Origin of the sequence: Streptomyces sp. 351MFTsu5.1, from assembly GCF_000383655.1 — a bacterium.
In the GTDB taxonomy this organism is placed as follows: domain Bacteria; phylum Actinomycetota; class Actinomycetes; order Streptomycetales; family Streptomycetaceae; genus Streptomyces; species Streptomyces griseorubiginosus.
Map to the genome: position 1 here is coordinate 298517 of NZ_KB911782.1, position 12399 is coordinate 310915.

At 71.0% G+C, this 12399-nt stretch carries 10 protein-coding genes; 4 read left to right on the plus strand and 6 right to left on the minus strand.

The features are described 5' to 3' along the window. Positions 1 to 6 precede the first annotated feature (6 nt). Positions 7 to 408, minus strand: a complete 402-nt coding sequence (locus H295_RS0120275; RefSeq protein WP_020137174.1) for a DUF4913 domain-containing protein — start codon at positions 406 to 408, stop codon at positions 7 to 9. 155 nt (positions 409 to 563) lie between these two features. Between H295_RS0120275 and H295_RS0120280 the strand changes: the two genes are divergently transcribed. Then, on the plus strand, positions 564 to 2012 hold the full coding sequence (locus H295_RS0120280) for a hypothetical protein (RefSeq protein ID WP_020137175.1): 1449 nt from the start codon (positions 564 to 566) through the stop codon (positions 2010 to 2012). Between the two features lie 97 nt (positions 2013 to 2109). On the opposite strand, the gene H295_RS0120285 is transcribed toward H295_RS0120280, so the two are convergent. Continuing rightward, positions 2110 to 3834, minus strand: coding sequence for a hypothetical protein (locus H295_RS0120285; RefSeq protein ID WP_020137176.1), 1725 nt, complete (start codon positions 3832 to 3834; stop codon positions 2110 to 2112). Between the two features lie 189 nt (positions 3835 to 4023). Here H295_RS0120285 and H295_RS0120290 point away from each other — a divergent pair, with 189 nt between their 5' ends. After that, positions 4024 to 4506 (plus strand): DUF4913 domain-containing protein, encoded by a 483-nt coding sequence (locus tag H295_RS0120290; protein WP_020137177.1) that lies wholly within the window; start codon positions 4024 to 4026, stop codon positions 4504 to 4506. A gap of 74 nt (positions 4507 to 4580) precedes the next feature. On the opposite strand, the gene H295_RS0120295 is transcribed toward H295_RS0120290, so the two are convergent. Then, the gene (locus H295_RS0120295) at positions 4581 to 5615 is read right to left on the minus strand and encodes a C40 family peptidase (protein ID WP_020137178.1); all 1035 of its coding nucleotides are present in this window, start codon (positions 5613 to 5615) and stop codon (positions 4581 to 4583) included. A gap of 155 nt (positions 5616 to 5770) precedes the next feature. Between H295_RS0120295 and H295_RS0120300 the strand changes: the two genes are divergently transcribed. Beyond that, on the plus strand, positions 5771 to 6163 hold the full coding sequence (locus H295_RS0120300) for a hypothetical protein (RefSeq protein WP_020137179.1): 393 nt from the start codon (positions 5771 to 5773) through the stop codon (positions 6161 to 6163). Continuing rightward, the gene (locus H295_RS43415) at positions 6139 to 7398 is read left to right on the plus strand and encodes a DUF418 domain-containing protein (protein WP_020137180.1); all 1260 of its coding nucleotides are present in this window, start codon (positions 6139 to 6141) and stop codon (positions 7396 to 7398) included. The genes H295_RS0120300 and H295_RS43415 overlap by 25 nt, the downstream gene beginning before the upstream one ends. Here H295_RS43415 and H295_RS0120310 read toward each other — a convergent pair. The 3 genes from H295_RS0120310 to H295_RS0120320 are packed head-to-tail and all read right to left on the minus strand — an operon-like array spanning position 7295 to position 12389. Next, the gene (locus H295_RS0120310; RefSeq protein WP_020137181.1) at positions 7295 to 9118 is read right to left on the minus strand and encodes a TraM recognition domain-containing protein; all 1824 of its coding nucleotides are present in this window, start codon (positions 9116 to 9118) and stop codon (positions 7295 to 7297) included. The genes H295_RS43415 and H295_RS0120310 overlap by 104 nt on opposite strands. Beyond that, on the minus strand, positions 9106 to 10899 hold the full coding sequence (locus H295_RS0120315) for an ATP/GTP-binding protein (RefSeq protein WP_020137182.1): 1794 nt from the start codon (positions 10897 to 10899) through the stop codon (positions 9106 to 9108). Before H295_RS0120315 ends, H295_RS0120310 begins: the two co-directional genes overlap by 13 nt. After that, entirely contained in the window at positions 10896 to 12389 is a 1494-nt protein-coding gene (locus tag H295_RS0120320) for an SCO6880 family protein (protein WP_020137183.1), read from the minus strand. The genes H295_RS0120315 and H295_RS0120320 overlap by 4 nt, the downstream gene beginning before the upstream one ends. Between the last annotated feature and the right edge of the window lie 10 nt (positions 12390 to 12399).

A 12399-nucleotide genomic window follows, 5' to 3' on the forward strand; every position in this document is an offset into this window, starting at 1 on the left:
TACGGCTCAGCCGGGGTACTGGTCCATGCCCGGCGCCTCCTTGGCACGATGGGCGCCGGGCTTGCAGCCGGCGAACGGGCCCTGGGGATCCCGTAGCGCGGCCATGATGTGCGTGAGGTAGTCGCGGTGCCAGGTCGCGGGTCCGGTTCCGGCGGACTCCGGGCCGGTCAGCTCCTGCCAGGCCATCCACAGCCCGTACAGCTGCGCCACCGCTTCCTTGTGCTCCCACCAGCGGTTGCACCAGGGGGCGTTGGAGGTGACCTCTCTGCCGTACACGGGCAACAGCAGGTGACGCACCCACAAGACCAGGCGGTTGAGGCCGTCCTGGTACTCGGCACCGTCCATGTAGAGGATGAAGGCGGGCTGCTTCGGCTGCTCCTGCGTCGTCTCCGGCGCGAGGGTGGTCATGTCTGTGCTCCGTCCGCTCGATGGGCTCTGCGTCACCAGCACGACGGGGCGACGCGACTCCCGGTTCAGTCGAGGTGTTGAACCTCCTGACGTGCGCGGCCCGTTGTGCGGGGCAGCCGGTGGCACCGGGCCACCGGGGCAGGAAGGAACGGGACATGCCTCTTCAGGATCCGGCGAACGAGCCCGAGGCGGTCCAGATGATCTGGTTCGGCGAGGAGATGAGCCAGAGCGCGAAGACAGGCCTGCGGGAGCTGAGCCTCAGGTTCCCGAACTCGAAGAAGGAGCTCGTGGTGATGCCGCGGAGCCGGCCCGGGGAAGCCGGGCAGCAGCGGCGTGCGGAGCTGATGGCCGGATACCTCGCGGAGGCGGAGCAGCACGGCGTCGAGGTGGTGAACGTCCGTGGCCGGACCGCTCAGCTGGCCAAGGCCGTCGAGGGGAAGTACACCGCGGACACCATCAACGACATCTACACCATGGAGATGAGCAACCACGGCTACATCGCCGCGAAGGACCTGACCCAGTACCTGCTGCGCGGCACCGGCACCGGCCTCACCCTGGACCTGTCGCACCACCACATGACGGGCGAGGAGTGGGACGCGGTCCAGGCCGACCCCGACTTCTCCGAAGCCGTGGTGGCTCCCGTGGACTTCTCCACCGCGGAGCTGAAGATCGTCGACCTCTCGCACGGCCAGGACGCCAACTACCGGCATGTCCTGCACGCGGGTTACCAGGCGCTCTCGGAGCGGCACGACGAGGCCGGGATCGACTACCAGATGATGCCGCACCTCGATGTCTTCGCCATGTACACACGAGAGGGCACCCGGGGACAGCAGGTGGCGCAGGCCGCCGCGAGCCAGTACATCGGCTATCTGGCCCAGATGTCCCAGGACGAGGTGCGCAAGGGGAACGTCACCTTCCGGCCGAACGACACCAGCACGCGGTTCCGGCCCGAGACCATCAACCTCGCGGACAACAACCTGCTGGCCGCCAAGTACAACACCCAGGACCCGGGCCGCGCCGACATCATCGGCCGGATGGCGGTCAGCGCCCTCGCCGACGGCATCCACCTCGTCTACGGCGAAGCAGTGACGCCGCCCGGCCGGACCTCCGAGGACATGCCGGTCATCAACGTACGCCCCGAGGTGATGAGCGACATCAGCATGCAGGCGTTCCAGGTCGGCAACTCCCGTGTCCTGCCGCAGCTGAGCCTGGGCAAGACGAACCAGGGCGAGTGGCGTACGGACGCCACGAACGACCCGGGCGACCTGAGCCGGATCCGCGGCGAGCGGGTCACCCTCGTCCAGGCCGCCAACCTCGGGGTGCGGCAGGCGGCCGAGCTGGGCTTCGAAGGATTGAACAAGCCGTCGCGCATCACCTACGACGTGCACCGCCAGGCCCGTTCGGAAGGCGGCTCGCCGATCCGCACGCCGAGTCCGGCCTCCTCCGAAGGGGAGGGCATGAGCCAGATCGCGGCCGGCGTGGCCAATCTCCAGATGCCCCGGACTCCGTCCCCGGAAGGGCCGAACGCGACCGGCAAGGTCGCCGAGCAGCCGCGGCCCGCGGTGCACCGGGCGGCGACCACCGGGATGCCGGCCGGACGCTAGGGCCGAAACGAAGGGGGTGGGCGGCGAGACCTTGTCGGTCTCGCCGCCCACCCCCTTCGTCAGTTCCTGAACCGTGCCGGCCGGGAGGGGCGGGTGGTCAGCGGCGGGGTCCCTTCGACGCCCCCGCGAGCCACTTCAACGCGGCGGACGGCTCCCCCTGCTTCTTGCCACCCCCGCCACCCCGGCTCTTCTTCGGCTTGGAGGCCGATTCCGCCGGCGCCGGCGCCGGCTGCTCGACCTCCTTCGGCGGACTGGGAGTCCTGTTCCCCACCGATACCCCGCCCTCCGAGGACGAGTACCCCAGAGGGACGCCTCCCGAGGAGTCGGAGTAGGAGGAGGCACTCCCCAGAGGGACGCCTCCGGAGGAGTTGGAGGCGGCGTACCCCCTGTTGTCGTAGGTGCCGGCAGTGGGGTTGAACCTCTGGATGCCCTGGACCGGCGCCGTAGCACCGTAGGAGGCCATCAGGGTCGGATCGACGCCGTACCGGCTCGTCGGGAAGGGGGAAGGCGCCGTCGTCTGAGGGAAGTACCCGGTGCGGGGAACTGCCGTCCGCGGAGAGATGTCCCCGCTGGACGGACCGTAGGGGGACATCCTGGACATGTCCTGGGTCAGCTGCGCGGTGTTCCATGGCTCGGTGGCCGCACTCATCCGCCGCTGCTGCTGCGACTCGAAGTTCGCGATCTTCTCCCTCAGCGACTGCTTGCCCGCTTCCAGCGCGGCCATCTCGTTCAGGACGTTCACCCTGGTCAGGTCTTCTCCCGTGAGCCCCTCGGTGCTCAGCAGCACACCGCCACCGGATGACGCCCTGGACAGTTCTTCCGGACTCAGCGAGATGTCCGCCCCGGCGGCGTACGGGTCCGACATGCACACGACCGCGGTCGGATCGTCGAACACCTCGTGGAAGCTTTCGAGCAGTGCGCCGCCGGACGAGCTGCTCTGTCCTGAACTGCTCGGAGAACTGGACGCACTGCTGGCGTTCCGCGCCTTCTCCTTGCCACGCCACCGGTTCTGCTTGTCCGCGAAGTCCGAGTCCGGGGACGGGATCCGGTCGAACGTTCCCTGGGAGTGAACGTTGAAACTGTCCCTGGTCGTCAGCGACCAATTGGCCGAGTCCTCCGACTCGTTCCGCCACCCCATCAGCTTGACGTGCATGTGGGGAACCGTCCCCGCCTTGATCATCTTCTCCAGGTGCGGCCACTCGTACCGCGACAGCACGCTGCCCGCCACCCGCCCGCCGAGCATGATCGCCTTGACCGGTCCCGGTCCTTCGGCGCCGTCCACGTAGTGGTCGGACATCTGCGTCCAGAGCCGGGCCTGCACCGGAGCGTCCGACCAGGACCCGAAACCGAAGTTCTTCCCGTTGAGGATCTCTCCGGGCGGCGAGGTCTCCAGAATCATGCCACCGTCCTCCGCCGCCTTCTTCGCCGGATAGTACGGTTCCGTCTTGCTCCAGAGGTACTTGTGCTTCCTGGCCTCGTCTGCGATCTGTGTCAGCTTGTTGGTGAACGCACTGGTGAAACGCCCGGCCTTGCTGATGTTCTTCTTGTGGTCCCTGTACGCGTCCTTCCATTTCTGCGCCGGGACATGCAGCGCGTTCAGGCGGTCGAACTGGGCCATCAGGTCGTCGGCAGCGGTACCGGCCCAGTTTGCGTTGGGTGTGTGCCCTTGCTCGATCCAACGGCCGTTCTCGGACAGCTGGTGCATGTAGCCGTCGAACGCCGTCATGAACGTGGGGTCCTTGTGCAGCCCGTACTTCTCCAGCCGTTTCCTTACGGCTGTTTGATCCGCGTTGAATTGATCCCGATCGAACGTCGCCACCATGGCGAGGCCCTCCTCTTCGGAGATTCGGCTGATCCGATTCCGCCGCAAGGGCGGTCTCGGTGGTGCAACGGGCCCCCGCTGCCCCGCGGTTCAGGTCGTCACGGAATCCGGTGAACCGGGTGCCGGGCCGATGCGTTGCAGCCAGAAAAAGAGCCGCCCCTTCACCACCGCACGTCAGAGAGGACAGCCATGACGACGGTCCCCGCATCCGACGCGGGCCTCCGGACACACGCGCCGGAGGGACCCCGTACCGAGGCCCCTGAACAGCCCTCCACGCCGAAGTTCATCCTCTATTCGGAGGGGCTCGAATACGGCCGCTCGCTGCGCCAGTTGACCCTGTGGGTCCATCACGTGCTGCTGCCGGTCTACGGCCGCGAGGTCACCTCCCACGCCCCGTGGTGCTCCCGCTGGTGGGAACACCCGGAGGCGGTGGCCCAGTTGCACGGGCTGTGGCTCGCCTGGGCGGAGTTGAGCGACACCGCCTCGGACTCTGGCATGACCGGGCCCGCCGGCTGGCACCGCGACTATCTGAACCCGACCATGCAGATCCTGCGGGACCCGGCAGGCCCCTTCGCCGGTTGCAAGCCGGGTACGCACCGCTCGAAGCAGGCTCCGCCCGTCGACATGGTCGATCCGTTCGGACCGCCGCCTCAGCCACCCGGCAGGGACTGACGGACGCGGCCGGGTACGTGACGAGGAGGGGCGGACCCTGACGCGGGTCGCCCCTCCTCGTCGCGTACCCGGCGTCACGCGTCCGGCCGCACCACCCCCAGAATCTGCATCGAAGCCGCCGGCGACTCGTACACGTACCGTCCCGGCCGCGGCGCCGAGATGATGTTCCCGCCCCCGGCGTAGATCGCCACATGGCTCGCGTCGGAGAAGTAGATGATCAGGTCCCCGGGCCGCATCTCTTCGACAGGGACGTGCTTCAGCCGGGCCCACTGCATTTCCGACGTGCGGGGGATGGTGACGCCCGCCGCCAGCCATGCCTGGCTCGTCAGGCCGGAGCAGTCGTAGGAGTCGGGTCCCTCGGCGCCCCAGACGTAGGGCTTGCCGATCTGCTGGGCGGCGAAGGCGAGGGCCTTCCGGCCGGCGGCCGTCGCGTCGGTGCCGACCTTCTCGAGGATGCCCGTGCTCTCCCACTTCGCCTGGGCCCGCTCGGACTCCTTCTTCTCCAGTTCGGCGAGGCGGGCCCGCTCCTTCGCCGCCAGCGAGGACTCCAACGCCTTCGCCTCGGCAATGTGGCGCTCGATCGTCCTGCGCTGCGTCGCCATCGCGCGGAGGCTCGCCCGCAACCGCTCGAGTTCCGCCGCCGCCTCGTCCGATCGGGTGCTCAGCACCGACTTCGTCGTCTTCAGCTCGGTCAGCAGGTTCTGTGCGTTCTGCTGGGCCTGGAGCGCCAACCCCGCGTTGTCCAGAGCCCGGGAGGGGTCACTGGCCAACGCGAACTGGAGCTCGGCGGGCACGCCACCGGCGCGGTACTGGGCCCTGGCCGTGGCTCCGGCGGCGGAGTTGAGGCGGGCCAGCTTCGCCTCGGCCGTGCGGACCTGGGAGTCGAGCGCGCCGACCCGTCTCTTCTGTGCCTTCACCTTGCCGTCGGCCGCGTTGTACTTGTCGGTCGCCACCTCCGCCTGGTGGTACAGGCTCTCCAGTTCGTTCTGCACCTCGGTGAGGGTCCGAGGGTCGGCTCGGGCGCCCTGTTGGCTCGCCGCCGTCAGGGCGCAGGCCAGGGCGACGGCTGTCGCCGCCCGGTAGCCGTGTGTGCGCAGGGGCCGTCTCATCTGGGCCGAAGCTCCCTTGGTAGGCGTGGGTGAGGATGCGTACGCACAACGGGCGTCACCCGTAAGGCGGTTCAGCGACAGGGTCCCGGCATGAACCCGTGGCGCGCGGCAGACGTTGTGCGCGAAGACGTAGGACGGCCGGTGAAGGGGACCGTATGGACGCCAAGTTGCTGCTGCTCACCCTGTGCACGGGGGTGGGTGTCGGGTTTCTCCTTCTCGCCGTACGGCAGTTGTCGGCCGTGGCGCGGCTGTGGGTGCGGGGAGTGCTGGTGACGGGCACGGTGATCCCGCGTGTCGCGGGCGACCCGCGGCGGAGCGGGCTCGTGCTGTTCACCGACCACCTGGGGCGGCCCGTCGTCGTCGACGCGGGCGCGTACGGCCCGCTGCGCGGACTGCCCGAGGTCGGCGAAACGGTGCCCGTGTGCTACCCGCGCAACCGGCCCACGGCGGCTCGGCTCTGGACCCCCCGGTATCTGCTGTCGCCGGCGTTCGGGTGGTTCCTGACGTCGACCGTGGTGTTCGCGTGCGGCACCCGGCTGACCCGGTGAACGGGCGCGAGACCGCCGGTCCCCGGCGGGTCCAGGACGTCGATGTGCTGCGCGGATTCGCCCTGTTCGGCATCCTGCTCGTCAACGCCCAGCTGATGGCAGGTCCTTACACCGCGTTCGGCGGTGGTCCTGATGCCTCCGGCGTCGACCGGGGCGCCGCCTGGGCGGTGACCGCGACCACCACCCTCTACCAGCTGTTCTCGTTCCTCTTCGGCTACAGCTTCGTCCTCCAGGAACGTGCCGCCGGGCAGTCGGGCGGCGGGTCCGCCGGACGCCATCTCCGGCGTACGGCAGGCCTGTTCGGCCTCGGGCTCGTGCACGCGGTGCTGCTCTACAGCGGCGACATCCTGATGACGTACGCCGCCCTGGGGCTGGTCCTGTACGGCTTGCGCGGGCTGAGTCCGAGGGCGGCGCTGCGGGTCGCGGTCTGTCTGGTGGTGGGCCTGGCCCTGCTGCTGCTCGGGTACGGGATGCTGACCGTCGCCTTCACGCAGCCGGTCACCCCGGCGCAGTTCGCCCCCGAGGCCGCGCACAGTGTGGCCGCCTATCGCGGCGGCTTCCTGTCGGTGGTCGGGGCCCGTCTGCACGAGCTGCCGACGGGCGTCGGCGCGAACGTGCTGTACGCCCCCGACATCCTGGCCGCGTTCCTGGCCGGCCTCGCGGCGGCCAAGGTGGGCCTGGTGGAGCGGCGCGGCCGGGACCGGAAGTGGCTCAGGGCTGTCGTCGTCAGGTGGCTGCCGGTCGGTCTGGCCGGCGGTGTGGTCACCGCGTGCTGCGCGAACGGGCCGCTGGACAGCCGCTGGTTCCTGGTCGGACACGCGGTGTCGCTGCTGACCGCGCCCGCGCTCACGGCGTCGTACGCGTGCGGCCTGCTTCTGCTGCTGAGCGCCGTGCGCCCGGCGGCGGCGCGAGTGCTGGCCGCCTCCGGGCGCATGGCCCTCACGCAGTACCTCTCCCAGTCACTGGTCCTCGCGCTCGTCTTCACCGGTTACGGCTTCGGTCTCTACGACCGGGTCGGCACCGCAGTCGTCCTCGCCTGGTGTCCGGTGCTGTACGGCGTCCAACTCGCCCTGGGCGCGTGGCTCATGGGACGGGTGCGGTACGCGCCGGCCGAGCTGGTGCTGCGGACCGTCACGCTCGGGCGGCGTCCCGGTAGCTCTCCATCTCCACGACGTTCCCCTTCTGCAGGGTCGGGCCCGGACCCGGCAGCGGACGAGCCGCTGCGCGTTCCGTGATGGCCGCCGTCTCGGCCTTCGCGGCCGCCGAGATCTCCGCGGCACCGGGCTCCTTGTACCAGGGGCGCAGCCGGATGAGGGCGGGCTTGACGCCGGTGGCGAGGAGGAGGGCGGTGCCCTTGGGCAGGGCGCGGATCCGGTCGGGCGGCAGGACGGACTCCTGGCGGTAGGAGTAGGAGCGTGACGTGCCGTCCTTGCTGCGGGAGACGCTCGGGGTCTTCACGTCGTGCTGGCCGACCAGGGTGGAGATCTTCTGCACGAAGTCGGCGTCGTCCAATCCGGCGCCGAGGAGTTTGACGGTCGCCGCGCTCCACAGCGCGTCCATGCCGACGTCGCCCCACACGCGGGCGCCCTGGCGGTAACTCTGCAGCAGCGTCACGACGTTGATGCCGCGCGAGCCGAAGTGGGAGTACAGGTCGGGGAGATCGGAGATGCGGCACACGTTGGCCGCCTCGTCGAGGACCGCGGTCAGCGGCGGGTCGAGCCGGCCGCCCATCCGCTCGGCGGCCACGACCCCCGCCCGCATCGTCGCGTCGGCGAGACCCGCGATGACGCCGGCCGCGGAACCACCGCCGTCCTTGGAGAGCAGGTAGAGGGTGTCGGTGCCCAGGACGTGCTCGCTCGGGCGGAACTCCGGGAGCTCGGGATCGGGGGTGACCCAGGCGAGGATCTCGGGGTCGAGGAGGCAGGACGCGGTCTGGCGGGCGGTCTCGTAGATGCCGTCCCGGGTCTCCACCGCGCCGCGCACCGTGCCCTGCAACTGCTCGGCCATCGCTACCAGTCCGACCTCGCGGAGCAGGTCGACCGGAGTGCGGTCGGCGGGGTCGGCGAGCCAGGCCAGCAGCTCGGTCAGCGGGGCCCGGCCGCGGGCGGCGGCCAGGAAGAGCGCGGTCAGGGTGTTCTGGGCGGCCGAGATCCAGAAGTCCTTCTTGGCGGTGTCGTCGTTGACGGATGCCACGAAGTGACCGGCCATCCGGCGGGCGCCCTCGATGGTGTGGCACTCGCCGAGGATGTTCCACCACATGGCGCGCGGGGCGTGGGCGATGCCCTGCGGGTCGAACGTCCATACCCTGCCCGCTTTTTCGCGCTGGGCGCGGGTGACGGCGTACACGTCGGACTTGTTGGAGGTCAGCAGGACCGCGCCCTGGGCGCGCAGCACCCGGGGCACGGCGATGCCGGTGGACTTGCCGGCACGGGGCGCCATCAGGTCGAGTTCCACGTCCTCGTAACTGCTGCGCAGTTCGGGCCCCTTGGGGTCGAGGTCGCCGAGGAGGTTGCCGGTCTCGTCGGGGTGGAGTTCCTGGCGGCCCTTGAGGGTGGGGCGCAGTTCGCGGGCGCGGGCCTCGATGCCCGCGGGGCACATGGCGGCGAGTTCGCGCTTCCCGGCGAGGCCCTTGGGTGCCCTGCCGCGCTCCATGAAGAAGTTGATGGCGAGGGCCGAGGGCACGGCTATGAGCGCCAGCATGCCGAACATGCCCGCGTAGAGCACGCCGGCCGGGGCGCCCGGCCACAGGGCGGTCGGTCCGTGGGAGGTCAGGGTGGAGACGGTGGACATGGCGAACGGCGGGGCGTCCCAGCCGTAGCCGGAGAGGCCTGCGCCGCAGGTGCCGCCGGCCCACACGATGGTGAACGCGAGGATGCCGAAGGCGGCCAGGGCCGCGATGGCCCACTGCGTCTGGTCGCCGAGGTCGGTGCTGCGGGGTCCGCTCACGCCGTCCACCCCCTGGCCGACTCCTCCACGGCAGGGAAGCCCGGGTCACCCGGGAAGGCCAGGGGCAGCGGCCCGTCCTGGGAAAGCCGTGCGACCTCCTGGGCGGCGCGGGCGGCGGCCCGCTCGATGGCCGCCTCGTTGGTCGTCCAGCGGGTGTTGGTGTTGTGCAGCTCGCGCTCGGCGTCGGTGATGGCGACCTTGATCGGGATGCCGGGGCGGCCACCGACCTTGATGAGGAAGCGGCCCCGGCCCGGGGGTTCCTCGTCCTCGCCCCGCACGCCCCAGCCGGGCGGCGAGGACCAGGACGACACGAGTTCGATCTCGCGGCGGGAGAGTCCGACGACCTTGCCGAGGTCCTCCATCTCGGTCTTCGGCAGCCCGGCGCAGACGACCATGCCGGCGCGTTCGACGAAGCCGCGCGCCTTGGCGCGGTCGGCGTCGGTGCCGAGGGCCTCGGCGTCCTTGAGGGTGTGGGTGATCTTGGCGTCGCCGAGGCCGAGCGAGCGGTTGAGACGGGTGAGCGCGTCGATGCGGTCGACGATGCCGGAGGCGGCGCGCAGGGGGCGCCACAACTCGTCGAGCACGGTGAAGAACCAGCGCCGGGGCGCCAGTCCGGCGTCCGCGAGGGCGTGCGAGGCGGCGACCGTGCCGAGACCGTCGGACCAGGCGGCGAGCATCGCGGCGGCGGTCAGCTGGGTGTCGGCCTCCCCGATGCCGGAGATGTCGATGCACACGGCGGGTGCGTTCGCGTCGATCCGGGTGGACGTCTCGGAGGCGAAGGTGTCGCCGAGCGGGCCGTCGAGGATGCCGAGCAGGGAGCGGTGCAGCGGGTCCACGGCGTCCCGGTAGCGGGCGTCGTCGCCGCGGTCGAGGGTGACCGCGCGGACCCGGTCGGGCCCCTCGGTGAGGACCCGCAGCACGTCGGGCAGCAGCACCGTGCGGCCGGGCGGGGTGCGTTCGCGCAGGTGGTGCAGGACGGCGGAGAGCACGGACTGCTCGTGGTCGTCCATGGTCCGGCCGCGCACGATGGTGATGAGGGCGGCGACCATGTTCAGCACGCGGCCGTGGGCCTCCGCCTTGAGCACCTCGCCGGCCTCGCCGCCGATCTTCGCGGCGGCCTCCCCCATGGCGCCCGGGTCCAGGACGTTGATGCCGCCCCGGCCGCGCCCGATGGAGATGACCTGGCCGCCGAGCGCGCGGACGGTGTCGGCGTAGTCGGGCTTGAGGTCACCGAGGACCAGCGGGACGACACCGGTCGCGGCGAGCCCGATCAGCATCCGGTTGATGAGGGTCGACTTGCCCAGGCCCGGCATGCCGAGCATGAACAGGGAGGGGTTGGAGATGTAGCGGGCCCGGGTGAACCAGTTCAGCGGGTCGCCGCAGACCGTGGCGCCGGTGGACAGGTGCTGTCCGAGCGGCACCCCGGTCATGGGAGAGCCCGAACCTGCGGCGAACGGCCACATGCCGCAGGCCTGGACCGTGGTGGCGCGCCACATGGTGGGCGGGTCCATGTAGCCGACGCGGCCCCCGCCGGCCCCTTGCCAGCCGCGGGCCGGGACGTACAGCTCCCGGGGCTTGGCGGGCCCCTTCTGCTTGCCGCCGCGCTGGGCGTCGGACCGGGCGGCCTGCGCCTTCGCGGACTTCTTCGCCGGTTTGCTCCCGGCGGCCAGGGCGCCGAATCCGTCCAGGCCGACCAGGCCCGAGCCGCCCGCGGCCAGGTCCCGGAGCGCCTCCTCCTCGGCCAGCCGGTCCGCGCGCTCAGCGAGCTTCTCTTCGCTTCGGCGGCTCACAGCGCCTCCTGGAGTTCGTGCGGGACGAGGGTCTGTTCCCAGGGAAGGATTCCGGCGGGCAGGGTGCAGCTGAACGCGGCGGCCTGCATCCGGTCGGCGGGGCGCATCAGCACCCGGGACGCCGCGGTCAGGTTGCGTACGGTGACGCTGGCGTCGGCGAGTTCCTCCATGGTGTCGACGGTGACCGTCAGCATCAGGGAGAACTCCACGAGTCCGGCGCCGGACGCCTCCTCGGCGGCGGTCTGTTCGGCCGCCCGCACCTCGGAGGCCGCGCGCGCCTGGACCATGCCCTTGCCGGACGTGGCCATGAACTGGGCGCTGCGCCGGTCGGACTCGACGATACGGGCCGAGGTGGCGGGGTCGATGGCCCGGTAGACCAGGGCGACCCGCTTGCGCCGGGTGCCGGGGGCGGCCTCCAGCATGCCCCGCAGTACCGAGGAGCGGACGGTGCCGCGGGGTGCCAGGGTCAGCATCCAGGTGCGGGAGACACCCGAGTCGTGCTGGTAGGCGTTCACCGTCTCCACGGCGGCGGCGGGACCGGCGTCGTCCCACTCCAGGCCCGTTCCGCCTTCCAGGGCACGGGCGTTGAGGACGTCGGCGGCGACGGCGGGGTCATAGGCGACCCGGACGACCTCGGCGATCCGCTCGGCCGACAGCGGGTAGGCGGCCCCGCCGCCGGCCGCGACGAGCCCGCTGAGCAGGCCGGGGATGCGGATGGCCAGTTCGGTCATCACGTCCTCCTTCCTGCGCTTCTGGCCCGCCGGGTTGCCGTAGGTGAGGGTGACGTAGGTGTGCATCTCGGAGGAGGCGCTCGGGTAGCGGTCGACGACCTCCTCCATCACGGCGCGGGCCGCGGCCGGCGCGTCGGGGTGGATGCGGGGCAGCACCTCGTGGGCGAGCCGGGTGCCGGGGTCGGGGGCGGTCTCCACGATCACGGTGGCGCCCTTGAGGCCTGGTTCGTGGGAGAGCCGGGCCAGCCACTCGCCCCACAGCGCGACCCAGACGTCGACCTGGTCCGGATCGATCAGCGAACCGCCGTCGGGGTCGCAGCCCAGGACGATCGTGTACAGGTCGCGCTGCGGGTGGTGCAGGATCCCGAAGGGGCGGTCGTAGGCGTCACGGCCCTCGCTCGCGGTGACCTTGTTGAGCAGTCCCGGCGGGCGGAACCGGCCGCCGGGCCGCGCGGACAGCGGGCCGGAGACGTAGAGGTGCGCTCCCGCGGCCTTGCGGCGCCACCAGCCGACGCGCAGGGCGAAGAGCTGGTAGACGTTGCGGCCGTCCTGGGTGCGGATGGCGAGCGGGATGAGGAACAGGACGACCGGGACGAACACGATGATCGCCGCGTACAGCGAGATCAGGGAGGCCAGCAGGGTGGCGACGAGGCCGCCGAAGATCACGAAGGTGCCGACGAGTCCGAGCGGTCCGAGCCCCGCCCGCCTCGGCCTGCGCCAGTTCCCGTAGGTCGGATGGGAGACGGCTTCCGTGGACATGTGACCGGTT

Bases quoted from the DNA above. Each gene is read 5' to 3' on its own strand.
- H295_RS0120275 (WP_020137174.1), bottom strand. From the start codon at position 408: ATGACCACCCTCGCGCCGGAGACGACGCAGGAGCAGCCGAAGCAGCCC.
- H295_RS0120280 (WP_020137175.1), top strand. From the start codon at position 564: ATGCCTCTTCAGGATCCGGCGAACGAGCCCGAGGCGGTCCAGATGATC.
- H295_RS0120285 (WP_020137176.1), bottom strand. From the start codon at position 3,834: ATGGTGGCGACGTTCGATCGGGATCAATTCAACGCGGATCAAACAGCC.
- H295_RS0120290 (WP_020137177.1), top strand. From the start codon at position 4,024: ATGACGACGGTCCCCGCATCCGACGCGGGCCTCCGGACACACGCGCCG.
- H295_RS0120295 (WP_020137178.1), bottom strand. From the start codon at position 5,615: ATGAGACGGCCCCTGCGCACACACGGCTACCGGGCGGCGACAGCCGTC.
- H295_RS0120300 (WP_020137179.1), top strand. From the start codon at position 5,771: ATGGACGCCAAGTTGCTGCTGCTCACCCTGTGCACGGGGGTGGGTGTC.
- H295_RS0120320 (WP_020137183.1), bottom strand. From the start codon at position 12,389: ATGTCCACGGAAGCCGTCTCCCATCCGACCTACGGGAACTGGCGCAGG.